The following is a 24,333-nucleotide window of genomic DNA, read 5'->3' as shown; positions in this document are numbered from 1 at the left end:
GGCCCATGCGGGGGCCAAGGTTCGGCTGTTCCCCGGGGGCGGCATGGGGCGTTCCAGCCCGCGGTTTTGCTACACTTTAAGCCTTCCATGGGAGCACCCAAACGTGACCACCATCACACTGGCTCAAGTACCCGCGCTTTCCCGGACTCCCGATGCGGGTTTGCTGGCGATCCTGGCGGCCCTTTTCTTCACGGCGATCCTGGCGCACCGCCTGTGGCGCGGCAAGATCAGGGCGGAGGATGAACTGGCGGCTTTCCAGAAGGATGCGGCCTTCAGCATGGGCCGCTACCGCGCGGGCTTCCGGAAACTGAAATCCATCGCGGCCTTTGCCGACCGGGCCACGGGCCTGGTGGTGGAACCCACGCCGGGCTGGCTGGAGGCGGGCCTCGCCGAGGGCGGCCGCAAGATCTGGGGCGGGGACGCCGACGCCGAAACCGCGTGGAAATCCATCGCCCCGCCGGATGCCGAAAACCGTGCGGCGGAGCCGGTCCGCCTCGTCGTGGCAGGCCGCTCCTTGTTGGCGGAACCATTGGCAGGTGAAAACCTGGGCATCGTGCTGGTCCAGGAGATCCGGTGAAGCCTGCGGGCCGCCTGGCGGCGGCAGCGATTCTGTGCGGAACGCTCGCCGCCCAGGACCCAGGCGGGGCGCCGACGCCGAGGCCCAACCGCGTGGCCTGGATGGAGATCTTTCCGGACCCGCTGCCGGAGGGGCGGAACCATCTATCCCTGGAAGCCACATCTCAGTTCCTCCGCCCGGACCGCGCCGTCAGCGGCGATTCCCGGACCCACGCGATCCTGGATGGCGAGGAGTGGCAGCTCACGGCGGATCTGGCGGCGCCGCTCTGGGGCGGGTTCATCAACCTGCGCCTGCGCGCCGTGGCCCGCTCCGGCGGCATCGCGGACCAGGCCTTCACCAGCTATCACGACGCGCTCAGCATCCCCCAGGGCGGCCGCAACCTCGCCCCGAAATACCAGTTCCACTACCGGATGGAGCGGGATGGCGTGGTGGTCGTGGACCTGGAGGATCCCGGCACAGTGTTCATGGAACCTGACCTCGCCTGGGTGAGGCCCTTCGGGACCAGGGACGCCGGCGGACGCTTCGGCTTCTCGGTGCAATTGCCCACGGGCAAGCGCGAGAACCTGACCGGCACCGGCAGCGCGGATGGACTCGTGGGCGGCGCGCTCTGGAAGCGCTCCGGGCGCTGGCACGCCTTCACCCAGGCCGAGCGCGTGTTCTTCGGCCTCCCCAAGGACAGCCCCTTCAAGGCGGTGCTCACGCAGCGCTCTTTCACCCGGGCCTGGCTGGGCGGCGGGTACCAGGGCGAGGGCGAGGGTTTCTTCGGCGGCCTGGGCGTGGAACTGAGCGTCGGCTACATCGAGAACCCCTATCACCTGGACCTGGTCCGGGTGGACAAGGACGGCATGCAGCAGCACTGGACCGTGAGCCACAAGCGGCTTCCGCACTGGCGGTTCGGCCTGAGCGAGGAGGCCGGCAGCTATTTCGCTCCGGATCTCACGCTGTTCGCGGGCTACCGGTTTTAATCAGTCGAATGTTAAAAAGTTGAAAAGTCGAAAAGTCAAGAAGCCCCTCGGCCTTTTAACTTTATTTAACTTTTTAACTTTTTAACTCCTCGACTCCTCGACTCTCAACTCTCAACTCTCAACCCAGAATCCCCCCTCAGACCCATCGTTCCATCGCGCTAAACTGGCAGATCCAGGTCTGGAGATCCAATGAACCCCAATCAATACCGCGAGGTCCGCCTCGAAAAGCTCGGGAAGCTCAAGGCCCTGGGCCTGGACGTGTGGCCGCGGAAGGCGGAGCGGAGCCATGGCATCGGCGAGGTCATCGAGGCCTACGGGAACCACGACGGCCCCGCCCTGGAGGAACAGCCGCGCACGGTGTCGGTGATGGGCCGCATCATGGCCTACCGCGACAGCGGCAAGACCGCCTTCCTGAACATCAGCGAGGGCGGCCAGAAACTCCAGATCTACATGCGGAAGGACGCCCTCAGCGAAACCGACTGGGAGGTGGTGCGCCTGCTGGACATGGGCGACTTCATCAGCGTCACCGGCACGCTCATGCGCACCAAGACCGGCGAACTCACGGTGCGGGCCTCGCGCGTGCAATTCCTTTCCAAGGCGCTGCTCCCGCTGCCGGAGAAGTGGCACGGGTTGCAGGACAAGGAGCTCCGCTACCGCCAGCGCTACCTCGACCTGGTCAGCAATCCCGAGGTGATCCAGACCTTCGTGCTCCGCTCGAAGATCCTCGCGGGAGTCCGCCGCTACATGGAGCAGCAGGGCTTCCTGGAAGTGGAAACCCCCATGATGCAGCCCATCCCCGGCGGCGCCACGGCCCGGCCCTTCATCACCCACCACAACGCCCTGGACATGCCGCTCTACCTGCGCATCGCGCCGGAGCTCTACCTGAAGCGCCTCATCGTCGGCGGCTTCCGCAAGGTCTACGAGATCAACCGCAACTTCCGCAATGAAGGCCTGAGCGCCCGGCACAATCCGGAATTCACGATGATGGAATCCTACGCGGCGGGCGAGGACCTGCGCGACGTGATGGTGCTCACGGAGAACCTCTTCGCGGAAATGGCGGCCCTTTGCGGCGGCCTGGACCGTCCCTTCGGCGACGCCACCATCAGCTATGCGACGCCGTTCCGCCGCCTCAGCCTCAAGGACGCCATCGCCGAATACGGAGCCATCGACCGGGAGCGCCTGGAGCGCGCCGAGGACATCGTGTACCTCGCCAAGGAGGCCCATTTCGACGACGTCGACAAGAAAAGCCCCGGCCTCCTCCTGGGCGAACTCTTCGAGCACCACGCCGAGAAACAGCTCATCCAGCCCACCTTCATCATCGACTACCCCATCGAACTGAGCCCGCTCACCAAGACGCTCGCAGGCAACGACATGTTCGTGGACCGCTTCGAGCTGTTCATCGGCGGCATGGAGCTGGCGAACGCCTATTCAGAATTGAACGATCCCGTGGACCAGTTGGGCCGGTTCATGTCCCAGATGGGCGAGCGCGAAAGCGGCAACGACGAAGCCATGATGCTGGACCTGGACTTCGTCAACGCCCTGGAGCACGGCTTCCCGCCCACCGGCGGCCTGGGCGTCGGCATCGACCGCATGGCCATGCTCATGACCAACGCCGCGAGCATCCGGGATGTGATCCTTTTCCCATTGATGCGGCCCCAGACTGAACAGCTTGGAACCGCGAATGACGCGAATGAACACGAATAAAAACTTCATTTGTTTTATTAATTAGCGATCATTCGCGCCATTCGCGGTTCCAGATTTTGGAGGCTCCCATGTCCGTCCCGATGCTTGATCTCTCCATCCAGAACCAGGCCGTGAAGCAGAAGATCCTTGACGGCATCGGCGGGCTCATCGACCGCTCCAGCTTCATCCTGGGCGATAACGTGAAGGGCCTGGAAGCCGAGATCGCGGCCTACGCGGGGGCCAAGTTCGGCGTGGGCATGAGCAGCGGCACGGACGCCCTGCTGGTGGCGCTCATGGCCCTGGGCGTGAAGGCCGGCGACGAGGTCATCATGCCCACCTTCACCTTTTTCGCCACGGCGGGCGTGGTGTCGAGGCTGGGCGCCAAGCCGGTGTTCGTGGACCTGGATCCCCAGAGCTTCAACACCACGGGCGCGCTCGTGGAAGCGGCCATCACGCCCCGTACCAAGGCCATCCTCCCGGTGCACCTCTTCGGCCAGTTGGCGGATATGCCCGCCATCTGCGAAGCCGCGGCCCAGTTCGGCATCCCCGTCATCGAGGATGCCTGCCAGAGCATGGGCGCCAAAGGCTGGGGCCTGAACGCCGGACAATTCGGCGAGATGACCGCCTTCAGCTTCTACCCGACCAAGAACCTCGGCGCCTTCGGCGATGCGGGCCTGACGGTCATCCGCGACGATGAAGCCCTGCATGCCCGCGTCCGCCGCCTCCGGGTCCACGGCATGGAGCCCGTCTACGTCCATCACGAAGTGGGCATGAACGGCCGCCTGGACGAGGTGCAGGCGCTGGTCCTCCGGGCCAAGCTGGAGATGCTCGAGGGCTGGCACGAGGGCCGCCGCAAGCATGCCGCCTGGTACCACCGCCGGATGAAGGACCTGGCGCCCGATGAGGCCCGGATGCCCCAGGAAGTGGTGCCCGACGGCCGCCACATCTACAACCAGTTCACGCTCCGCGTGCCCGGCGGCAGGCGCGATGCCCTGCAAGCCCACCTGAAAGCGCTTGGCATCGGCAGCGCCATCTACTATCCCATCTGCTTGCACGAACAGCCCTGCTTCGAGGATCTGGGCTACAAGAAGAGTCAATTCCCCGAAAGCGAAGCGGCCGCCGCGGAAGTGCTCAGCATCCCGGTCTACCCCGAGATGAACGAAGCCATGCTCGAAGACGTGGCCACCGCCATCCTCGGATTCTTCGGAAGAAAATAGCTCGCTTCCGACTTGGGACTTGAGACTTGAGACTTGAGACTTGAGACGTGCGGCCGCCTACGCCTCGCCCATGGCCGCCGCGACGAAATTGTTCAGGTCTTCCTGGGTTTTCTTGGGCATCTCGAGAAAATGCATGCCCATGCCCACAAAGGCCATGGCGGGAGTCTCGGGAGCCTGCCCCAGCGTATAGACCACCTGGGCGCGGATGTGGCCCTTGGGGAGGAGGGGATGGTCCAGCACCAGGTCCTCGAGCAGCACGCCCTTCTCGAAGAGTCCGGCCTCGCCCCGGTCCACGGTGGCGAAAAGGCCGCTCCCGCTGATGTTCGTGATGCGGATGTCCTTGAAGATGCGCCCGCCGACCCGGAACCGGATCGTATGCCCCGGTCCCAGCGCGATGCGGCGGTTGTCGCGGCGTTCGGTGAACTCGGCCATTGGACTCCCCAGGATTCCTGCTTGGGCATCGGACAGGATCAGGATAGACTAAGCGCTTCGTTTGAACGGCCTCAACCCATCGCGGGAACGGAGGCTCCCCACCCGGACCGGGTTTCCACCTGGAACGGGCCTACCCGGGGCAGCCATCCTGGTCGGAGCCTGGTCTCCTACCTAACCAAGCGGGAACAACGCACAACGCGCTGGCCATCCATCCTGGAGCAGCAATGGAAATCCTCTTGATCGACAACGTGGCGAAGCTCGGCCAGCGCGGCGACGTGGTGACCGTGAAGGACGGCTACGCCCGCAACTTCCTCCTCCCCCGCAAGCTGGCCCTGCCCGTGACCGCGGGCAACAAGCGCCAGATCGAGCTTGAAAAAGAGCGCGCCCAGAAGCTCCGCGCCAAGGAACTGGCCGATGCCCAGACTCTGGCCGAGAAGCTCAGCGCCATCAGCCTCTCCTTCGCCAAGAAGGCCGGCGCCACCGGCCACCTCTTCGGCAGCGTCACCAACGCCGAAGTGGCCGACCAGCTCAAGACCAAGGGCTTCATCGTGGACCGCCACACCATCGTGGTGCCGCAGATCAAGGAAGTGGGCGCCTACGTGGTCGAGATCCGTCTCTACCAGGGCGTCATCGCCAAGCTGAACCTGGAAGTGGCCGCCCAGGCCGAGTAGATCCATCCATCACCCGGCCGCCGATCCGCGAACGGATCAGCGTGGCCGATTCCTGACCCATTCCTGGAGCCCAGGGGGTGGAATTCCCCAGGCTTTCTCGGACCTTTTTCAAGGAGCATCCATGACCAAAACCACCACCAAGCCGGATACCGCAGGCATCGCCGAGCTCGCCGCCAAGCTGGCCGAGAGCCACGACCTCACCAAAGCCAAGGCCAAAGCCGTCATCGACAGCCTGCGCGACGATGTCGTGGCGGTGCTGCTCTCCGGCAACCGCGTGAACCTTTTCGGCCTGGGCACCTTCGAAGTGCGCGACACCAAGCCCAAGATGGGCCGCAACCCCAAGACCGGCGAAAAGATCAGCATTCCCGCCGGCCGCAAGGTCGTCTTCAAGGTCGCCAAAGGCCTGAAGGATCAGATGTAATTCGGCTTCGAGCCACGAACTTTGAGAATCGGCGCCCCCGGGGGCGCCGATTTTGTTTTTCCCGCGCCCCGATGCCACCATTGAACCGGCCCGGTGGCTGTCGGCTCGACCCTCATAGCTCATAGCTCATGGCTCATGGCTCATAGCTGATCGCTCATAGCTCATGGCTTAGATCACACTCCGCCCGCCCTACAATGATCGTTTTCTGGAGCCCCCATGTCCCTCGGCATCTTCAAAGTCCCCACTCCCATCAATGAGCCCGTGAAGACCTACGCGCCGGGAACACCAGAGCGGGCGGGCCTGAAGGCCAAACTGAAGGAGATGGGCTCCGGGAAACTGGATATCCCGATGGTCATCAACGGCCACCACATCCATTCGGAAAAAAAGGGGAAGGCAGTGGTGCCGCACGACCATCAGCACGTGCTCGGCGACTACCACATGGGCGGGGCCGAGGAAGTGAAACTCGCCATCCACGGGGCCATGCACGCCCACAAGGAATGGGCGGCGATGCCCTGGGACGCCCGCGCGGCGGTCTTCCTCAAGGCCGCGGACCTGCTGGCGGGGCCCTGGCGCGACACCATCAACGCCGCCACCATGCTGGGCCAGAGCAAGACCTGCCATCAGGCCGAGATCGATTCGGCCTGCGAGCTGGTCGATTTCTTCCGCTTCAACGTGGCCTTCTACCAGCAGCTCCTGAAGGAACAGCCAGATTCTCAAGCGGGCATGTGGAACCGCCTGGAGCACCGGCCCCTCGAAGGCTTCGTGTTCGCAGTCACGCCCTTCAACTTCACCTCCATCGCGGGCAATCTCCCCACGGCGCCGGCGCTCTGCGGCAACACGGTCATCTGGAAGCCCGCCTCCACGGCCGTCTACAGCGCTCACTTCCTCATGGAACTGCTGAAGGCCGCGGGCCTGCCGGACGGCGTCATCAACCTGGTCTACGGATCGGGCCGGTCGATCGGCGATCCTGTCCTCGCGGACAGCCACCTGGCGGGCATCCACTTCACGGGCTCCACCTCCGTGTTCCACGGGATGTGGAAGTCCATCGGCGCCAACATCGCCAAGTACCGCGCCTATCCCCGGCTGGTGGGCGAGACCGGCGGCAAGGATTTCATCCTGGCCCATCCCAGCGCCGATCCCCAGGCGCTGGTGACCGCCATCGTGCGCGGGGCTTTCGAATACCAGGGGCAGAAGTGCAGCGCCGCCAGCCGCGTGTACATTCCCTCCAACCTCTGGCCCAAGGTGAAGGACCAGCTCGCGGCCCAGGTGGAAAGCATCAAGATGGGCGACGTGGGCGACTTCTCCAATTTCATGGGCGCGGTCATCGACGCGGGCTCTTTCCAGACGCAAAAGGACGCCATCGAAGCAGCGAAAGCCTCCAGCGACGCCAGCATCCTGGTGGGTGGCCAGTGCGATGACTCGATCGGCTACTTCGTGCGGCCCACGGTGATCGTGGCCAAGGATCCGAAGTACGCAACCATGCGCGATGAGCTGTTCGGCCCCGTGCTCACGGTGCATGTCTACGACGAGCACCACTGGACGGAGATCCTGCACACCGTGGATCAGACCAGCGCCTACGCCCTCACCGGCGCGGTCTTCAGCCAGGACCGCAAAGCCGTGCAGCAGGCCATGGACCTGCTCCGCAACGCCGCCGGGAATTTCTATATCAACGACAAGCCCACCGGCGCGGTGGTGGGCCAGCAGCCCTTCGGCGGCGCCCGCGCCTCCGGCACCAACGACAAGGCCGGGTCCATCCTGAATCTCGTGCGCTGGATCAGCCCGCGGACAATTAAGGAGACCTTCGTTCCGGCGACTGACTATCGCTATCCCTTCATGCAGGGCGAATGACATGATTTGCAGTGTGACCAAGGGCCGGTCTCGATCGGCTCGCACGGACAGGACATCTAGTCCTGTCCTCTCGCTGCGCTCGACTCGCCAATCCTTCGTTCCGGCGACTGACTATCGCTATCCCTTCATGCAGGGCGAATGACATGATTTGCAGTGTGACCAAGGGCCGGTCTCGATCGGCTCGCACGGACAGGACATCTAGTCCTGTCCTCTCGCTGCGCTCGACTCGCCAATCTTTTGTCCCCGCCACCGACTACCGGTATCCCTTCATGCAAGGCGAATAGCCGAAGCAAAGTGAACGGCCGAAATGAGACACTCTATGATTCGAAAGCGCGAACCCGAGGTGCCCCATGTCCGACAAGAGAACCACGCCGCTGTTCCCCCTCCGCAAGGGCCGCCACACGCGCCAGGCCCACGTGGACCTGCCCGAGGGCACCTTCGAGGAAGAACATGCGCGGCAGGGATTTTTCGGTAGGACCACCCACCTCTACCGCCTGCACCCACCCACGGCGTGGACCCGCATCGAGGGGCCCCTCGCGCCCCACAGCTACGACCTGAACAACATCTTCCCCGTGGACCCGGCCGTGGAAGGCGATGCGCTGCTGCAGCAGGCCCGCGCCGGCGCGCTGCTGGAGTCCATGTCCGGCTCGCGGGAACCGGCCTTCGCCCCGGTCTGCATCCTCCACAACCAGGACGTGGCGATGCACTACGTGGCGCCTGGCCCCATGGATTTCTTCTACCGCAACGCCGATGGGGACGATGTCTTCTACATCCAGACCGGCGGCGGCAGGTTTGAAAGCGACTTCGGGAACCTGGACTACGCGAAAGGCGATTACCTCGTCATCCCCCGGGGCACCACCTACCGGTTCCGGCCCCACGACGAGGTGCAGCGCTACCTGCTGATCGAGTCCTTCAGTGAAATCACCATCCCCGACCGGGGCGCGCTGGGCCCCAACGCGCTCTTCGATCCCGCCATGATCGACACGCCGGAATTGGCTGAATATGCCGAAGGCACAGGACGCGAATGGGCCGTCCACATCAAGCGCGAAAACGAGATCACGAAGGTGTTCTACCCCTTCAATCCATTGGATGCGGTGGGCTGGAAAGGCGACCTCACCGTGTGGCGCATCAACGTGAAGGACATCCGCCCGGTGATGAGCCACCGCTACCACCTGCCGCCGAGCGTGCACACCACCTTCATGGCGCAGAATTTCGTCATCTGCTCCTTCCTGCCCCGCCCCTTCGAGGAAGAGGAAGGCGCCATGCGCGTGCCCTTCTACCACCGGAACATCGACTACGACGAGGTGCTCTTCTACTCCGACGGCCATTTCTTCAGCCGCGACGGCATCGGCCAAGGCATGGTCACCTGGCATCCCCAGGGCATCCACCATGGGCCGCACCCCAAAGCCATCCCCCTGAGCCGCACCAAGGACCGCACGGACGAGGTGGCGGTCATGCTGGATACCTACCGCCCCCTGAAGGCCACACCCGCCGCTGCCTTGGTGGAGAACCCGGATTACTGGGCGTCCTGGAAGTAGCTTGCGGCCATGAGCTATGAGCCATGAGCTATGAGCCGAACAAGAAGCGGCCTTCGGCCGCGCTAAGCTGAAGACGCCCCAGGCGCCTTTAGCTTCTAGCTTCTAGCTTCTAGCTCATAGCCCATAGCCCATAGCCCTCACCCCAGGAACCGATCCATGCCCATCGCCACCCTTCAAGGATTATCCCGCTGGCTCGATGCGGGCAGCTGGGCCAAGGTCTACCACCTGGCCATGGTGCTGCTGGTCGGCGCCCTGTTCCTGTGGATGGTGAAGCTCATCGGGAAGGCCGTCCGGCGGGCGGTGGACGATGGCGACGAGAGCACCACCTCCGAAGCCGAGCGCCGCGCGGAAACGCTTTCGGCCGTGCTGAACAACGCGTCCCGGGTGCTGGTCCTGGTCTTCCTGCTGCTGATGGCCCTGCAGGAATTCGGCGTCAACATCGCGCCTCTCATCGCCGGGGCGGGCATCGCCGGGGTGGCGCTGGGCTTCGGCGCGCAATCGCTGGTCAAGGACGTGATCTCGGGATTCTTCCTGCTCATGGAGGACCAGTTCGGCGTCGGCGACCTCATCAGCATCGACGAGAAACATGTCGGCACCGTGGAGCGCATGACGCTCCGCATCACCCAGCTCCGCGATGTGGAGGGCCGCGCCCATTACGTTCCCAACGGATCCATCAACCGGGTGGTGGTGCTCAGCAAGGAATTCTCAAAGGCGCTGGTGGATGTCGAGGTGGGCTATGACACGGATCTCGACCGCATCTTCGCGCTGATCGGAGCCATCGGCGAAGACTTGCGCAAGGCCAGGCCGGAATTGGTGCTTGAGCCCACGGACGTGCGGGGCGTGGAGGCCTTCGGCAAGGACGGCTGCACCATCCGCACCCTCACCAAGAGCGCGCCAGGGAAACAATTCGACGTGGCCCGCCTGCTCCGCAAGCGCATCATCGAGCGCTTCCGCGAAGAAGGCATCGCCAGCCCCATCCCCCAGCGGATCGTGCATACGAAGACCGAAGGCGATGCGAGCGCCGCCGCGGCCTTATCCACGGATTGATCAGCAGCGCAACCGCAGCCCAACCAGCCGCCAGGCCTCGGCCATGTCTTCGCGTTGGAGCGCCTTGTGGATGGCGGTTTCCAGTTCCTGGCTGGACAGGGGATCACCAAACCGGAATTCCGGTGAACTCAGGTCCGGCATCTCCGCCGTATTTGCCAGCCGCCCCAGATCGTTGCCGCTGAGGATGCGGCTGGACTTCAGAACCTCGGGCAGCCGGTCGTAGCCGATGGGTTTGCCGGCGGGCTTGGCGATCTCGAACAGCGCGGCGCCGAAGGCGCGGGTGTAGAAGGCCCCTCCGTTGCGGCCCACAAGATCGAGCTTGCCCGTATCGGGTAGATCGTTCGTCAGCATCGCTTCGTCCGCGTGGAAGCAGAGGATCTCGCCGATGAGCATGAGGCCGGAGCCTGGTCCGCTGCCCAGCTCCAGGACTTGGTGCAGCCGGCATTCCATCTGAACCGGCGATTCCGCCACCAGCGCGGGTTTCACGAAGGTAGCGGGCAGGGGCGTGAAGCCGGATTTCAGGAATTCGTCCACGCCATCTTCGTATTCGGCCGAGGCCACGTTCATCTGCTGCACCATTCCGTGGCTCACGGTGGCGATGACGAATTCCCTGGTGGCCACCACGTTCCGGTAGGTGTGCTTGGTGGTGCCGTCCCGGCCCCGGCGGTTGGGCGCGAAAGCCAACATGGGCGGATTGGAGCCGAAGGCGTTGAAGAAGGAGAACGGCGCGAGGTTGCGCGTGCCCGCTGCATCCACCGTCGAGGCGAAGGCGATGGGCCGCGGCGCGATGCTCCCCGTGAGCCACGCATTGGCCCGGATTGGATCGAGATCAGCGGCAAGGACCGTTCGGATGCTCATGTCTTCGCGGTGCGCTCGAAGATCCTGGCTTCGATGAAGAGATCCAGCAGGACGCGGTCCACGTTGCCGTCATTGGCTTCTTCGTTCAGGATGTTGAGGCTCTTGGACAAGGGCACCGCGAGCTTGTAGGGCCGGTCCTGGGCGGTGAGGGCGTCGAAAATGTCGCTGATGGTCATGGCCCGGCTCTGCACCGGAATGGCGGGGGCCTGGAGCCCCCGCGGATAGCCTCGGCCCCCCAGCTTTTCGTGGTGCGCGAAGGCGATCTCCGGCACGCCTTCCAGGTCCCGGGTCCAGGGGATCTGCTTGAGGAAGCGGAAGGTGTGGGTGACGTGGCTCTCGATCTCCAGCCGCTCGGAATCGGAAAGGGAGCCTTTGCGGATGCGCAGGCAGTTCAGGTCGGAGCGCTCCACCAGTTGCCGCCGCTCGCCGCTCCAGTGAGTGAATTCCAGCTCGCCGACCAGGCCGAGGCCGTCGGCGATTTCCTCCGGCAGCACGGTGGGCATATCGCTCTGCCGCACCAACGCGATGAGCCGATCGGTCTCGGTCTGGCGGTCCCGGATGATGGATTCCCAGGTGGCCGGATCGAAGTGCTCTCCGCCCTTCCAAGATTCCGACAGCAGGGCCAGCGCCTGTTCCAGATCCCGTTGCCGCAGGCGCTGGAGGATCAGTTCCAGCTTCAGGGGATCCAGCTTTTTGGCCTTCACCAGCACCTGCTCCCGCACGCCGACCTTCCCGAAATCATGGAGCAAGCTGGCGTAACGGATTTCCCGCAATTGCCGTTCGGTGAAGAAGGTTTCCCCATACAGCCCGTTGGGCGTGGCATTGATGGCCTCCGCAAGGCCGACGGTGAGGCTGGCCACGCGGCTGGAATGGCCCGAAGTCACGGGATCGCGGCTTTCAATGGCGGTCACCGAGGCATTGACGAACCCTTCGAACAACAGCTCGATCTCCTGCCGCAGCGCGGCATTCTTGACGGCGACGCCGGCCTGCCCCGCAAGGCTTTGCGCCAGGTTCTGATGCTCCGGCTGGAAGGGCACCACGCCGTGCTGGGCGCCATCCTCCCAGACGCGGTTGATGAACTGCAGCACGCCGAGGACCTTGCCCTCGTTGTCCGTCATGGGCACCACCAGCATGCTCTGGGTGTGGTAGCCGCTCTGGCGGTCGAAGTAGTCCGAAAAACTGTAGGGCGAGTCGCCGGGTATCGCATAGACATCGGGGATGTTCAGGGACTCGCCGGTGGCCGCGACGAAGCCCGCCAGCGTCGACATCGTGACGGGCATCCGGAAGCGGTGGTAGGGCATATCCAGCTTCGAATTCTGCGTGTGGGCGAAGATCAATTCCTTCCCGCCGTCATCCACCAGGTAGATCGAGCCTGCTTCGGCGCGCAGCAATTCACGGCCCTGGGACAGGATCAGGTCCAGCAGCCGGTCCAGGTTCTGTTCCGAGGCCAGGGCGCGTCCCACCTCGTTCAGGCGGCCCATGCGGGCCCGGTCCCGGATGCGCTCATAGCCCGCCTGGATGAGCGCCAGGGCGCCTTCCTGGCCCGGCCACGCAGCGCATTCAGCCAGGGCACCAGCTCCCTCGACGCCCACGACCACATCCGCAGGGCCCTGGTCCTTCCATTCCATGGCCGAGCGAAGCTCCCTGCCCAGGCGCTCCTGGAGGGTGTTACGGTGCTCTGGAGGCATGGCAACAGTGAAACGCACGAGTCATGGGTCCGGAAAAGGACTCACAGAATACCGAAAGCCAAAGGGGCAAGGCGAAATTTGGCGCGGTGAAATTGAAAGATTGGCCTGGGGCGGCAAGGGCATGGCCCGGGCCGAGGATGGCCGCCTGTTGTTGCTCAGCTCGCCGCTGGCCCTGTTCCCCGGGGAGGAGGTCGAGGCCGAAGTCCGCTGGAAGGCCCGCCACGGCGAAGGGCAGGTGCTCCGGTGGATCAAGAGGGACCCCCGGCGCGTGCCGGCCGGGTGCCCGGTGGCGGCCACCTGCGGCGGGTGCGATCTGTGGGAGGCGGGCGGGGCGGCCGCGGAGCTCAAACGCTCCATGATCGCCGACCTGCTGCACCGGCAGCTACCTGGGATCCAGGACTGGCGCTACCTGCCGGCCCCGGCGGAGGCTCGCCGCCACCGCATCCAGCTCCATTGGGACGGCACGGCCCTGGGCTACCACGGCCGCGGCAGCCACCAGATCGTACCGGTGAAGGCCTGCCCCATCGCCGCCGATTCGCTCTCAAATGCGATTCCCCGCCTCCGGGAAGCGATCCAGGAAAAGATCCTGCCTCAACGGCCTCAACGTTGGGAATTGGCCACGGGAACACCCGAGGGGCGCGTGGTGGCGATCGATGAACAAGGCCATGTCTGGCTCCTGGATCCTGATGGATGGCATCGGGACGTGTCAGAAATGAGCGAGATTTTCGAGGACTTCAGCTTGCGGCACCGCGCCGGTGGCTTCTTCCAGGTCAGCCCGCCCTGGGCCGTCCAGGCCTTCCGATCGGTGCTTGAAGGCTGGCATCTGGGAGGTGGCACGCTGTTCGACCTCTACGGCGGCGTGGGCCTTTTTTCGGCGCTGCTGGGAAAACGTTTTCAGCGCCGGGTGCTCGTGGAATACGACATCGCTGCGGTGGAATGGGCGAAGCGGAACCTCGAGCGATTGGAACTGCCCTCGGACTGCATCGCTTCGGACATCGGAAAATGGCTGCCGGAATACCTGGGCGATGCGGAGGACGTGATTCTTTTAGATCCGCCACGCTCGGGCCTTGAGCCTGAAGTCTCAGCGAAACTCCTCACCGCCAGGGCAGAAACCATGGTGCTGGTGGGCTGCGACGGCGCCGCCTTCTGCCGCGATCTCCACCGCCTGGGTCCCGCCTGGAAACTCAGGGACCTAGCGGTGCTGGATCTGTTTCCACTCACCCACCACGTGGAATGCATGGGGCTATTGAAACGGGCATGAGCTTTGAGCTATGCCTTTGGCCGCGTTCTCTTTGGCTCTTGTCAGCCCATGGCTGATCGCCCGCCTCAATCCTCGCTGTGCACTGTGATCTGCGCTTCGCCCAGGATCTCCCACAGCGCTTCCAGCCGCTTGCGGCGGAAGCGGGGATTGGGGATGGTGCGCTCCAGGGCCTCCCGCGATGTTGGGGGATGTTGGATGCGCGCCAGGATCCAGCGCATGCCCATTTCCATCACCGCGGCCACATCGCCTTCGTTGCCCCATTTGTGCCGCAGCTCCAGCAGGGCCTGGGCTTTTGCTTCCGCGCGCGGCCCCAGCCCCATCGCCTGGATCTTCTCCACCAGGCTGTCCACCTGCGGTTTCTTGTAGGCGCGGATGCGCTTGAAGATGCCGCGCATTTCGATGGGCAGCTGCGCGAGCCGCTTCGCCACTTCCGGATCAGCGCGCCGCTCCTCCGCTTCGAGCGCCAAGGTGCGCAGCAGCGGCAGCATCAAGGCCGCGTCCCGGGCCCCGTACACCAGTTGGGTATCGCGCAGGGGACGCATCATCCAATTGGAATCCTGTTCCTCTTTGGGAATGCTGAGGCCGAGCTTGAGCTTGGCCATGGTCTTCAGGCCGGGCTGGGGATAGCCGAGGGCCTTCGAAAGCAGCATCGTGTCCAGCACCGAATCCGGGACCACGTCGTAGACGCGCTTGAAGACGATGCCGTCGCCGCTGAAATCGTGGACGATCCAGGGGACTTCCTTCAACGCTTCGAGGGTGGGTTTCATGAGGTCCGGCAGCGGCAGCGGATCCACCAGCCAGACCCGGTCGTGGGTGGCGATCTGGAGCAGGGCCAGCACGCAATGATGGTTGCCCGTCAGGCTGCACTCGATGTCGACGCCCAACAGCCCCGCGGCGAACCAGACCGGCAGCGCCTCCGCCAGCAGTTCGGGGGTGTCCACGTAGGTGAAGGGAAGATCCAGGGCATCAGCGGTCATGCTTCCAGTGTGACGCAAACAGCGGGAAAGCCTGAAGATTGAAGGGGCGTGCCTCCTGCCTTCAATGAATCAACCGCGAAAGTCGCTAAATCACGCGAAAAAAGAATGGATGCCATGGGTGCGAGAAACAATCCCTATGGTTTTCCCTGAATCACTCGGTTGTGCCGAGGTACAGCGCGGCCATTTTCTTCCAAGTGAATGGCGTTGCCCTTGATACGCTTGAGTCTTGGCTCCACTCGATTTTGATTTCGCGTGTTTTCGCGGCTTTCGCGGTTCCAGTTTTTTCCCCAACTTCGGACAACCCACCATGCTTTCCAAAATCCTTGCTCCCATCGTCGCCTGGATGACTTCCGTCATGGCGGCCATGGGGCCCTTCGGGGTGATGCTGCTGATGGGCATCGAAAGCGCCTGCATCCCCATCCCATCCGAAGTGATCATGCCCTTCGCGGGCTACCTGGCCTACCAGGACAAACTGACGCTCTTCGGATTCGGAGCCGGCAGCCCCACGACGCAGATCCTCATCGCCGGCGTGTTCGGGGCGCTGGGCTGCAACCTGGGCTCCATCCCCGCCTACGAGGTGGGCGCCTGGGGCGGCCATCCGGCGGTGGAACGCTTCGGAAAGTACATCTGGCTCAACCGGGGCCACCTCGAGATGGCCCACCGTTTCTTCGAACGGCATGGCGGCGCGGCGGTGTTCATCGGGCGGCTGCTGCCGGTGGTGCGGACCTTCATCGCCCTGCCCGCAGGCATCGCCGAGATGAACCGCACGCGGTTCCACATCTACACATTCGCGGGATCGCTCCCCTGGTGCCTGGGCCTGGCCTTTCTCGGCTTCAAGCTGGGAGAGCACTGGACGACCCTGGGCGCCTATTTCCACCGTTTCGACCTGGCCATCGGAATCCTGCTGCTCGCAGGGGTGGTCTGGTTCGTGGTCAGCCATTTGCGGCAGCGGAACAATTCCTAAGGACGGCCGCGCGCCAGCCGACCGGCTTCTGCTTGATGGATCCGGGCTTCCAGGCCTGGACAATGTGCGGTCCAGCCAAACCTCCGCCTCCACCTAGCTGATCCCGCCTAGAAACCTATACTGGCCTTGCGTCTGGGAGGCTGCCATGCGACCGGCGACTTGGTTGAGTTCGGCTCTCAGGAGCTGCGTAGCTTTAGCCCTTGGCCTGCTCATGGCTTGCAGCGGGGGAGGAGGCGGCACCCAGCCGATACCAACGCCCGCGCCGGTGATCAGCGGTTTCGCGCCCTTGCAAGCCGTTCCAGGCGCCCCCGTCACCATCACCGGGTCGAACCTCGAAAACGCCACGGTGAAATTCAACGGAATCACGGCCACAGTTTCCTCCAACACCTCCACCCAGGTGGTCGCCGCGGTGCCTGGTGGCGCCACCAGCGGATTCATTTCCGTGACCACCGCGGGCGGCACGGCCACCAGCATTGCCACGTTCACGGTGCTGCCCCCGTCTCCGGGCATCACCGGTTTCAGCCCAACCTCAGGATTGGTGGGGGCGGCCGTCAGCATCACCGGCACCCATCTCACAGGTGCGACGGCGGTTTCGTTCAACGGAACCAATGCGCCTTCCTTCACGGTGGGCAGCTCCACCCAGATCACAGCCACCGTGCCCCTGGGCGCCACGAGCGGGCCCATCGCCGTGACCACCCCCGGCGGCACGGCCACATCTTCCACATCGTTCATCGTGGCGGTTCCGGCGCCCACCATCACGGGGTTCAATCCGACTTCTGGGGTGGTGGGAACTTCGGTGGCGGTCTCAGGGACGAATTTCTCCGGGGCTTCCGCGGTGACCTTCAATGGCATCGCCGCGTCCTTCACGATCGAGGATTCCACGCAGCTCACCGCCACGGTGCCCGCCACCGCCTCGGGCCCCATCACTGTCACCACCCCGGGGGGGACGGCGACGTCCGCCAGCTCGTTCACGGTGACCGTGCCTGCGCCCGCCATCACGGGGTTCAGCCCCGCTTCGGGAAGCGTCGGGTCCATCGTGGTGATCACCGGGACGAATTTCTCCGGGGCTTCCGCAGTGGCCTTCAACAGCGTCAGCGCTCCGTTCACAATCAACAGCCCTTCGCAGATCACCGCCACGGTGCCCGCGACCACTTCCGGGCCCATCGCCGTCACCACCTCCGGCGGCACGGCGGTTTCCAGCAGCTCGTTCATCGTGACGCCGCCCGCGCCCACCATCGCAGGATTCAGCCCCGGTTCCGGATCCATCGGATCGTCCGTGGTCATCACCGGCACGAATTTCACGTCGGCTTCCGCGGTGAAATTCAACGGTGTGGGCGCGCCCTTCACCATCAACCACCCGGCGCAGATCACCGCAACGGTGCCTGCCACCACTTCGGGGCCCATCACTGTCACGACCCCGGGCGGCACGGCAACGTCCGCCAGCGCATTCATCGTGACAGCGCCAGCGCCCACCATCTCGGGGTTCAATCCAACCTCAGGCCACGTGGGCGCTTCCGTGGTCATCACCGGGACGAATTTTTCCCTTGTCTTTGATGTGGCCTTCAACGGAGCCGGAGCGGTCTTCACGCTCAACAGCCCGACCCAGATCACCGCCACGGTGCCCGCCACCACCTCAGGCCCCATCAGCGTTGCCTCCCCCGGCGGCACGGCGACCTCCGCGGCGAATTTCACGGTCACACCCAGCGGGCCCACGGCGGACCTCTTCATTGATGGCGCCTATGTGACCCAAAGCGCCCAGAACTATGCGGGCGCCGTGCCTTTGGTGGGTGGAAAGGCCAGCGTCCTGCGGATTTTCGTGCTGGGAAACCAGGCGGGCATCACGGCGCCCTCCGTGCGGGTGCGCACCTACAGCGGCGCCACGCTGACGGACACCCAGACCATCGCGCCCACGCTTTCCACAGCGCCGACGGCTGTATCCGAAGGTTCCTTGAACCAGTCCTGGAACTACCCGCTTTCCGGCGCGGCGACCCAGCCGGGCCTGGGCCTGCTCATCGACGTGGACCCTGCCAACGCGATCGCCGAAGCCGATGAGACCAACAACTTTTGGCCTTCGACGGGAACCCCGATGGCCCTGGACGTGCGCGCCCTCGAAACCTTCCACGGCACGCTCATCCCCATCACCCAAAGCGGCCTCACCGGCAACGCCACCTCGGGCAACCTGGCCAGCTGGTACGCCAAATTCCAGAAGATGTTTCCCATCGCGGCGGGCATGGATGTGCTGCTGGGCGCCACCTACACCACTTCCCAGGTCCTGGCCTCGGACGGCAGCGGCTGGAGCGCGTTGCTGGGCGAACTGGAGGCGAAGCGCCTGGTCGAGGCCTCGACCCGCTATTACTTCGGCGCCCTGAACGTGAGCTACGGCAGCGGCGTGGCGGGCCTGGGCTACGTTCCAGCCTCCGGTTCCAGCACGCACCGCAGCGCCTTGGGTTGGGACAAGACCAGCGGCTACGCGGATGGAGGCCTCTACTTCGATGTGCTCACCCACGAGACCGGCCACAACCTGGGGCGCTTCCATTCTCCCTGCGGCGGTGCCGCCGATGCGGATCCCGGCTATCCGTATGCGGGCGGCCTCATCGGGATCTATGGCCTCGACGTGGCGGCCATGTCCATCAAGGACCCGGCGGTCTACACGGACATCATGGGCTATTGCTCACCGGTCTGGATCAGCGACTACGTCTACCACTCCATCCTGGATTTCAGGCAGGCCAGCCCCTTCGGTTCTGCGCCGGCCAGCGCCCAGGATTGCCTGCTGGTTTCCGGCCGCATCCACAACAGCCATGCCGAACTGGATCCTGCGCTGCGGGTCCGACTGGAACCCACCCCCCAGCGCGGCGAAGCCCCTCACGGCAGCCGCCTGATCGAGGGCCGCGATGCTTCGGGCACCCTGCTCTTCCAGCGCTGGCTGCCGTTGTCGCGGGTGGCCGATGACATCCCTGGAAGTGTGGACCGGCATTTCCTGGCGGCCATCCCCACAAAGGAAATTCCGATGGCTGCCTTGGCTGAATTGAGGTTGCTCGGGGACTCAGGGGTTGACGCCGTCCGCTGGAGCAGCCAGGCGCTGCCGTTGAAGAGCGGCGCGGTTCAAATGCCGCAAGCCTGGGCCTCCGGCGAAGGCGAAGTCCGCCTGGTCTGGGACGCCAACGCCCATCCGCTGGTGATGGTGCGCGACGCCGGCACTGGCGACGTGCTCAGCTTCGCCCGGGGCGGCGGCGTGGCCATCAAGACTTCCGCCAAGCGGCTGGAACTGACGCCTTCCAACGGCGTTTCCAGCGAAAGCGCGCTACTGGAAATCCGATAGCGCCAGCCGGTGGACAGCGCCCCGTGGAAGCCAGGCATCCCGGCCTGCTCCCTGAACGTCAGCGGCCGGCGGCTGACGGGAGTCCACGGTTGAAAGGAAACTTTTTTCCAGTGGCTGCTTGTTTTGAACCGCGGCTTAACCAAACTTCACACCCATAAGATTGGATGGACCCGTAGGATGGACAATCGCCAGGAGGTCGCCATGCGGCAAATCAACTGCTTCCGCGCCTTCCTCACGGGTTGCATCGGCCTCGGCCTTGCTCTCGGGTTGTCCTGCAGCGGTGGCGGAGGCGACACGGTTCCCCCCGTTCAGACACCCGCGCCGGCCATCAGCGGATTCGCCCCGACCTCCGCTGCGCCGGGAGGGACGGTCGCCATCAGCGGTGCGAATCTGGGCGGCGCATCGGTGCGGTTCAACGGGCTGGCCGCGGCGGTGGCGTCCAACACGCCGGTCCAGATCGTCGCCACGGTTCCGGCGGGCGCCACGAGCGGGGCCATCTCGGTGACGACGCCGGGCGGCACTGCCACCAGCATCGCGACCTTCACGGTGCTGCCCTCGCCTCCGACCGTCACCGGGTTCAGCCCGGCCTCGGGATTAGCGGGCGCCACGGTGACGATCACAGGAACAGGCTTGACCGGGGCCACGGCTGTCTCATTCAACGGAACCAGCGCCGCCTTCACCGCTGACACAGCGGCCCAGATCACGGCCACCGTACCCGTGGGCGCCACCAGCGGCCCCATCGCCGTCACCACGCCCGGCGGCACCGTGGCTACCACCATGAATTTCACGGTGCTGGGAAGCGTTCCAATGCTCGCCGCCTTCCCCGGCGCGGAGGGATTCGGCGGAACCGCCACCGGCGGCCGGGGAGGGCGCGTGATCTACGTGACCACCCTGGCCCATGATCCACACGGGACGACGGAGGGTTCGCTCCAATGGGCCTGCAATCAGGCCGGCTCCCGCTACATCCTGTTCAAGGTCAGCGGCCTCATCGACGGCGATATCCAGCTCACCCGGGGGGATGTCACCATCGCGGGCCATACGAGTCCTGGAGGCATCATCGTCCGCCAGTTCCACACCACTGAAGATCCATACTGCGATGGGGACCCTGCCTGCCTCGCCAACCCCGCCACGCACAAAGCGGAAAATTGGATCCTGAGGCACCTGCGGATGCGACCCGCCAACGGCGGATACGATGACGCCCTGCGCATCCTCTCCACCCGCCGCGGAATCGTGGACCACTGTTCCATGGCCAATGCCGAGGACGAGTGCGTGCAGGTCTCCCAGTGCAATGACATCACCATCCAGGATTCCATCCTGGCGGAAACCCTTGGAGGCCACGCCAACCTGGGCGGAATGCTCCTCAACTACTCCGTGCCTTCTGCCGGCCTCCAGCTCGACCGCATCACGATCGTCCGGAATGTCTGGAACCGCCTGCTGGGCCGGATGCCGGAGCTGAGCCGGGAGAGCCCCCAGGCCGGGGCCAGCGTGCTGAGCCTGGAACTGTCCAACAATCTGCTCTGGGATCCTGGTTTCTACGTGGACGTGAACCAGACCACGGTCAGCGGGGCGGACACCGGCCAACCCATCTACTACGCCTTGAACTGGATCGGAAATTACGCCTACGCACGGCCAGAATTCCCGTTCGGAATGATGAGTTTTCCTGTGAATTCCCCCGGTGGAGCCACCGCCACCTTTTTCAATGACAACCAGCTGAACCTCTATCCCGCGCGGCGCGACTACCAGCTGCTCTATTGCTGCAACGACTACCCGGCCACCCTCGGCAATCCAGGACAGCTTCCCTACCCGGACCCAGGACTGCCCCCGGCCTTCGCCCGGAGCGTCCGGCACGCCTTCCCGGCTCCGGCCTACCTCTCCTCGAACCAGGTGCGGGCCCACATCCATCAGAACGCCGGCGCCTTCCCCCGCGACCGGATGGACCGGCGGTTGATGCAGCCGGTCCAATCCGGCGTCTTCGACCCCGCGCCACGGGACCAGAACCCATACAACGATGCCCTGCTCTTTGATTGGGCGGTGCCTCCGGCCGCGCCCGCGGACGCGGATGGGGACGGAATGCCGGATGCCTGGGAGCAGAGCAACGGCTTGAATCCGAACAACCCCGACGATGGCCAGGCGACCACGCTTTCCTTGCCAAAACTTGGAGTTGCCGGATACCCGAATTTGGAGGTCTACCTCCACGAACTCCACCTGCAGCGCATGGCAACGCCACCCCCAAGAAGGTGAAGGACCACGCTTCACACCCTAAACAGCGATGTTCCTCATGGCAATTCCAGGATCATCTCCTGGCCCATGTATGCCCTGACCCCAAACACCCGTTGGATGAGTTCCGGACTGAGCATGGCTTCGGGTTTGCCGCTGGCGGCCAGACGGCCCTGGTCCAGCACCAGCACCTGGTCGAAGCAGAGCGCCGCGCGGAGGTCGTGCAGCGAGATGAGCACCGCACGGCCCTCGTCCCGCAGCTTCCGGGCGAGCTGGAGCACATCCAGGCCATGGCGCACATCCAAGTTGGCGGTGGGTTCGTCCCAGAGCTGGATCTTCGCATCCGTGGCCAGGGCGCGGGCCAGGAAGGCGCGGCGGCGCTCGCCCCCGGAGAGCCGCGTCACGGGCCGGTCCGCAAGGTGGGCGATGTCCAGCGCCTGCATGGCCTCGTCCACGAATTCTCCATCGTCCCCGAAGGTGTGGCGCCCCTGGGCCACCACCTCGCGCACAGGAAACGCGAAGTCCGCCTGGAGATCCTGGCCCACCCAGGCCAGCCGCCGGCCGCGTTCGGGGAAGGTGATGCGGTTCAGATCCTCGCCCATCCAGGCGATGGAACCCTCGGCCTTGAGCAGGCCCGCAAGCACGAGCAAGAGCGTGGACTTGCCGGCGCCATTCGGACCCACCACCGCGGTGAGGCTTCCCTTGGGCAGGTGCAAGGACACATCGCGAAGGCGCGCCCCCAGCGTGATGCCTTCCGCGCGGATCATGCCGGTCCACCACTATCACGAGCCACATCAAGTGGCTCGTTCCTGGGCTTCCTGCGGAACCCGAGAGTCGGGCCCCTCCGCAGCATCCACAGGAAGAACGGTCCGCCGATCAGGGCCGTCACCACACCCAGGCGCAGTTCGCCAGGCAGGAAGCGCGTGATGAGATCGCAGGCCAATACGAAGGCCGCGCCGCCGATCATGGAAAGCGGCAGCAGACGGCGATGGTCAGGGCCTAGCCCTAGGCGCAGGACGTGGGGCACCACCAGGCCCACGAAGCCGATGACGCCGCCCACCGCCGTGGCCAGGGCCGTAAGGATCGTCGAGAGCGCGATGATCTCCCACTGGAGCCGCCGCACATTCACGCCCAGGCTCTGGGCCCCCAACTCGCCCAGAGAGAGGAGGTTCAGCGCGCGGCCATAGGGCAGCAGCAGCAAGCAGCCCAGCACGGTCCCCGGCAGCACCATCCAGACGTGGGCCCAGGTGCGGTTTTCCAGGCCGCCCAGCATCCAGAAAACGATCTGGCCCGTGACCTCGAACTGCCCCGCGGTGAGGTTCAGGATGAAGCTCGTGGCCGCGCCGAAGAGCGCATTGAGCGCCACGCCCGCCAGCAGCAGATGTTCGGCGCTGGCCTCGCGTTTGGCGAGGGCCATGACCGCGAAGGTGGCGAGAAAAGCCCCAGCGATGGAGGCGGCTGGAAGGGCGAAAACCGAGTTCGACGCCCAGCCCATGGCAAGCGCTGCCACGGCTCCCAACGCGCCGCCGGTGCTCACGCCCAGTAGGCCCGGACTGGCCAGGGGGTTGCGGAAGAAGGACTGCATCAGGACGCCGGAGGCCGCGAGTCCCGCACCCACCGCCATGCCCACCAGGGCGCGCGGCAGGCGGAAATCCAGCACCACGGTGCGGGCCAGGCCATTGCCACGCCCCATCAAGACACCCAGGACTTCGGATGGCGCCAGGCGCACCTCGCCCAACGCCAGGGATGCCACGAAGGCTGCGGCCGCCAACAGGGCCAGCATCGCCAACAGCCACGCGGGGGCCCTCGACCGCTTCATTGGAAGCGCTCCGGATGCAGAGCGCGGGCGAGCTCCTCATAGGCATCGAGCCGCGCCTGGGCCGTGGAGGCCATGCGCGGCCCTGACACCAGCACCACGCGGCCGGCTTTCATCGCGGGCAGGAACTTGTAGGAGGGCAGTTCCCGCAGCCGTGCGATGACCCTGGCCCCCTCCTCGCCGCTGGCCACCAGGACTTCCGCGTTCCAGGTGAGCAGTTTCTCCGTGGGCGTGGGCTGGTGCCCCCTCAGGCCCGCTTCGGCGGCGACGTTCAGGGCGCCGGCGTGCTCGCAGACATCCTGGAAGGTCGTGTCTGCACCCGCCGTGAAGGGAAAGGTGCTGGCGGGCAGAACCCGCACCGGCCGGGCGCCTTGCAACCTTTTCTGCAGCGCGGCCACACGCTGCTGCCAGTCCCGGATCGCCGCCTCGGCGCGGTCCGGGTGACCCAGAGCCGTACCGATGGCCCGCGCATTGGCATAGAGATCCTCCAGGCCCTCAAATTTTTCGAGGACGAGCAGCTTCACACCCGCGTGTTGTAAAAGGGCCTTGGTCTCGGCGCGGGTGTAGCTCGCGAGAAGCACCAGATCCGGATGGAACCTCAGGATGCTTTCCGCGTCGCTGGTGCGGAGAACGGGGTATTTCGCGGCTTCCTTGGCCACGGGACTGAAGATCGGATCCTTCGCGAGATGGCTCAGGGCCGCGATCTGTCGAGGATCCGCGAGGGCCAGCAGCAGCTCGTCGGTGCCCACGGTCTGGCTGACCACGCGCCTCGGGGGCGCCGCCAGCATCGCGGCGCCCAGGACAAGGAAAAGCAAATGACGAAGCAGGCGCATT

The 24,333-nt window shown here is 65.0% G+C and carries 20 protein-coding genes; 13 read left to right on the top strand and 7 right to left on the bottom strand.

All coding sequences use genetic code 11. The annotated features are described in order from the left end of the window. Positions 1 to 103 precede the first annotated feature (103 nt). From IPQ13_11175 to IPQ13_11160, 4 genes are all read left to right on the top strand, one after another. Positions 104 to 577: a hypothetical protein gene (locus IPQ13_11175; GenBank protein MBL0211453.1), complete on the top strand. Its 474-nt coding sequence runs from the start codon at positions 104 to 106 to the stop codon at positions 575 to 577. Beyond that, positions 574 to 1,542, top strand: coding sequence for a DUF3187 family protein (locus tag IPQ13_11170; protein MBL0211452.1), 969 nt, complete (start codon positions 574 to 576; stop codon positions 1,540 to 1,542). The genes IPQ13_11175 and IPQ13_11170 overlap by 4 nt, the downstream gene beginning before the upstream one ends. Before the next feature lie 189 nt (positions 1,543 to 1,731). Further along, positions 1,732 to 3,246, top strand: a complete 1,515-nt coding sequence (lysS, locus tag IPQ13_11165; protein ID MBL0211451.1) for a lysine--tRNA ligase — start codon at positions 1,732 to 1,734, stop codon at positions 3,244 to 3,246. Between the two features lie 68 nt (positions 3,247 to 3,314). Continuing rightward, positions 3,315 to 4,442, top strand: a complete 1,128-nt coding sequence (locus IPQ13_11160) for a DegT/DnrJ/EryC1/StrS family aminotransferase (GenBank protein MBL0211450.1) — start codon at positions 3,315 to 3,317, stop codon at positions 4,440 to 4,442. Between the two features lie 57 nt (positions 4,443 to 4,499). Here IPQ13_11160 and IPQ13_11155 read toward each other — a convergent pair whose 3' ends face one another. Continuing rightward, positions 4,500 to 4,874, bottom strand: coding sequence for a PilZ domain-containing protein (locus IPQ13_11155; protein MBL0211449.1), 375 nt, complete (start codon positions 4,872 to 4,874; stop codon positions 4,500 to 4,502). A 224-nt stretch (positions 4,875 to 5,098) separates the two neighbouring features. Between IPQ13_11155 and IPQ13_11150 the strand changes: the two genes are divergently transcribed. From IPQ13_11150 to IPQ13_11130, 5 genes are all read left to right on the top strand, one after another. Then, positions 5,099 to 5,545 (top strand): 50S ribosomal protein L9, encoded by a 447-nt coding sequence (locus IPQ13_11150; GenBank protein ID MBL0211448.1) that lies wholly within the window; start codon positions 5,099 to 5,101, stop codon positions 5,543 to 5,545. Positions 5,546 to 5,666: 121 nt separating this feature from the next. Then, complete coding sequence (locus IPQ13_11145) at positions 5,667 to 5,966, top strand: HU family DNA-binding protein (GenBank protein ID MBL0211447.1); 300 nt, start codon at positions 5,667 to 5,669, stop codon at positions 5,964 to 5,966. A gap of 216 nt (positions 5,967 to 6,182) precedes the next feature. Then, positions 6,183 to 7,814, top strand: coding sequence for an L-glutamate gamma-semialdehyde dehydrogenase (gene pruA / locus IPQ13_11140; protein MBL0211446.1), 1,632 nt, complete (start codon positions 6,183 to 6,185; stop codon positions 7,812 to 7,814). Positions 7,815 to 8,164: 350 nt separating this feature from the next. Then, entirely contained in the window at positions 8,165 to 9,352 is a 1,188-nt protein-coding gene (locus IPQ13_11135) for a homogentisate 1,2-dioxygenase (protein MBL0211445.1), read from the top strand. Positions 9,353 to 9,508: 156 nt separating this feature from the next. Beyond that, complete coding sequence (locus IPQ13_11130) at positions 9,509 to 10,399, top strand: mechanosensitive ion channel family protein (GenBank protein MBL0211444.1); 891 nt, start codon at positions 9,509 to 9,511, stop codon at positions 10,397 to 10,399. On the opposite strand, the gene IPQ13_11125 is transcribed toward IPQ13_11130, so the two are convergent. Both IPQ13_11125 and IPQ13_11120 read right to left on the bottom strand, forming a co-directional pair. Beyond that, complete coding sequence (locus IPQ13_11125) at positions 10,400 to 11,257, bottom strand: flavin reductase family protein (GenBank protein ID MBL0211443.1); 858 nt, start codon at positions 11,255 to 11,257, stop codon at positions 10,400 to 10,402. Next, positions 11,254 to 12,963, bottom strand: coding sequence for a GAF domain-containing protein (locus tag IPQ13_11120; protein MBL0211442.1), 1,710 nt, complete (start codon positions 12,961 to 12,963; stop codon positions 11,254 to 11,256). The genes IPQ13_11125 and IPQ13_11120 overlap by 4 nt, the downstream gene beginning before the upstream one ends. A gap of 103 nt (positions 12,964 to 13,066) precedes the next feature. Between IPQ13_11120 and IPQ13_11115 the strand changes: the two genes are divergently transcribed. Beyond that, on the top strand, positions 13,067 to 14,206 hold the full coding sequence (locus tag IPQ13_11115; protein ID MBL0211441.1) for a class I SAM-dependent RNA methyltransferase: 1,140 nt from the start codon (positions 13,067 to 13,069) through the stop codon (positions 14,204 to 14,206). Positions 14,207 to 14,271: 65 nt separating this feature from the next. Here IPQ13_11115 and IPQ13_11110 read toward each other — a convergent pair whose 3' ends face one another. After that, entirely contained in the window at positions 14,272 to 15,183 is a 912-nt protein-coding gene (locus tag IPQ13_11110; protein ID MBL0211440.1) for a hypothetical protein, read from the bottom strand. A gap of 307 nt (positions 15,184 to 15,490) precedes the next feature. On the opposite strand from IPQ13_11110, the gene IPQ13_11105 reads away from it, so the two are divergent. The 3 genes from IPQ13_11105 (at position 15,491) to IPQ13_11095 (ending at position 21,707) form a co-directional block, all read left to right on the top strand. Further along, positions 15,491 to 16,147 carry a DedA family protein gene (locus tag IPQ13_11105; protein ID MBL0211439.1) on the top strand — a complete coding sequence of 219 codons (657 nt, stop codon included), beginning with the start codon at positions 15,491 to 15,493 and terminating at the stop codon, positions 16,145 to 16,147. Between the two features lie 145 nt (positions 16,148 to 16,292). Further along, on the top strand, positions 16,293 to 19,466 hold the full coding sequence (locus tag IPQ13_11100; protein ID MBL0211438.1) for an IPT/TIG domain-containing protein: 3,174 nt from the start codon (positions 16,293 to 16,295) through the stop codon (positions 19,464 to 19,466). A gap of 201 nt (positions 19,467 to 19,667) precedes the next feature. After that, on the top strand, positions 19,668 to 21,707 hold the full coding sequence (locus IPQ13_11095) for an IPT/TIG domain-containing protein (protein MBL0211437.1): 2,040 nt from the start codon (positions 19,668 to 19,670) through the stop codon (positions 21,705 to 21,707). A 35-nt stretch (positions 21,708 to 21,742) separates the two neighbouring features. On the opposite strand, the gene IPQ13_11090 is transcribed toward IPQ13_11095, so the two are convergent. The 3 genes from IPQ13_11090 to IPQ13_11080 are packed head-to-tail and all read right to left on the bottom strand — an operon-like array spanning position 21,743 to position 24,332. Then, positions 21,743 to 22,450 carry an ABC transporter ATP-binding protein gene (locus IPQ13_11090; protein MBL0211436.1) on the bottom strand — a complete coding sequence of 236 codons (708 nt, stop codon included), beginning with the start codon at positions 22,448 to 22,450 and terminating at the stop codon, positions 21,743 to 21,745. Then, positions 22,447 to 23,502: an iron ABC transporter permease gene (locus IPQ13_11085; protein MBL0211435.1), complete on the bottom strand. Its 1,056-nt coding sequence runs from the start codon at positions 23,500 to 23,502 to the stop codon at positions 22,447 to 22,449. Before IPQ13_11085 ends, IPQ13_11090 begins: the two co-directional genes overlap by 4 nt. Continuing rightward, positions 23,499 to 24,332, bottom strand: coding sequence for an ABC transporter substrate-binding protein (locus IPQ13_11080; protein ID MBL0211434.1), 834 nt, complete (start codon positions 24,330 to 24,332; stop codon positions 23,499 to 23,501). Before IPQ13_11080 ends, IPQ13_11085 begins: the two co-directional genes overlap by 4 nt. Position 24,333: the final 1 nt, after the last annotated feature.

Source organism: Holophagaceae bacterium (assembly GCA_016720465.1).
Classification (GTDB): Bacteria; Acidobacteriota; Holophagae; order Holophagales; family Holophagaceae; genus JANXPB01.
Note: the sequence above shows the minus strand (reverse complement) of the source record. Positions and strands in the feature narration are given on the sequence as shown.

What these genes read in the sequence shown, in the direction of transcription:
- lysS (MBL0211451.1), top strand. Translation starts at nt 1,732, where the DNA reads ATGAACCCCAATCAATACCGCGAGGTCCGCCTCGAAAAGCTCGGGAAG.
- IPQ13_11160 (MBL0211450.1), top strand. Translation starts at nt 3,315, where the DNA reads ATGTCCGTCCCGATGCTTGATCTCTCCATCCAGAACCAGGCCGTGAAG.
- IPQ13_11155 (MBL0211449.1), bottom strand. Translation starts at nt 4,874, where the DNA reads ATGGCCGAGTTCACCGAACGCCGCGACAACCGCCGCATCGCGCTGGGA.
- IPQ13_11150 (MBL0211448.1), top strand. Translation starts at nt 5,099, where the DNA reads ATGGAAATCCTCTTGATCGACAACGTGGCGAAGCTCGGCCAGCGCGGC.
- IPQ13_11145 (MBL0211447.1), top strand. Translation starts at nt 5,667, where the DNA reads ATGACCAAAACCACCACCAAGCCGGATACCGCAGGCATCGCCGAGCTC.
- pruA (MBL0211446.1), top strand. Translation starts at nt 6,183, where the DNA reads ATGTCCCTCGGCATCTTCAAAGTCCCCACTCCCATCAATGAGCCCGTG.
- IPQ13_11135 (MBL0211445.1), top strand. Translation starts at nt 8,165, where the DNA reads ATGTCCGACAAGAGAACCACGCCGCTGTTCCCCCTCCGCAAGGGCCGC.
- IPQ13_11130 (MBL0211444.1), top strand. Translation starts at nt 9,509, where the DNA reads ATGCCCATCGCCACCCTTCAAGGATTATCCCGCTGGCTCGATGCGGGC.
- IPQ13_11125 (MBL0211443.1), bottom strand. Translation starts at nt 11,257, where the DNA reads ATGAGCATCCGAACGGTCCTTGCCGCTGATCTCGATCCAATCCGGGCC.
- IPQ13_11115 (MBL0211441.1), top strand. Translation starts at nt 13,067, where the DNA reads ATGGCCCGGGCCGAGGATGGCCGCCTGTTGTTGCTCAGCTCGCCGCTG.
- IPQ13_11110 (MBL0211440.1), bottom strand. Translation starts at nt 15,183, where the DNA reads ATGACCGCTGATGCCCTGGATCTTCCCTTCACCTACGTGGACACCCCC.
- IPQ13_11105 (MBL0211439.1), top strand. Translation starts at nt 15,491, where the DNA reads ATGCTTTCCAAAATCCTTGCTCCCATCGTCGCCTGGATGACTTCCGTC.
- IPQ13_11100 (MBL0211438.1), top strand. Translation starts at nt 16,293, where the DNA reads ATGCGACCGGCGACTTGGTTGAGTTCGGCTCTCAGGAGCTGCGTAGCT.
- IPQ13_11095 (MBL0211437.1), top strand. Translation starts at nt 19,668, where the DNA reads ATGCGGCAAATCAACTGCTTCCGCGCCTTCCTCACGGGTTGCATCGGC.
- IPQ13_11090 (MBL0211436.1), bottom strand. Translation starts at nt 22,450, where the DNA reads ATGATCCGCGCGGAAGGCATCACGCTGGGGGCGCGCCTTCGCGATGTG.
- IPQ13_11085 (MBL0211435.1), bottom strand. Translation starts at nt 23,502, where the DNA reads ATGAAGCGGTCGAGGGCCCCCGCGTGGCTGTTGGCGATGCTGGCCCTG.
- IPQ13_11080 (MBL0211434.1), bottom strand. Translation starts at nt 24,332, where the DNA reads ATGCGCCTGCTTCGTCATTTGCTTTTCCTTGTCCTGGGCGCCGCGATG.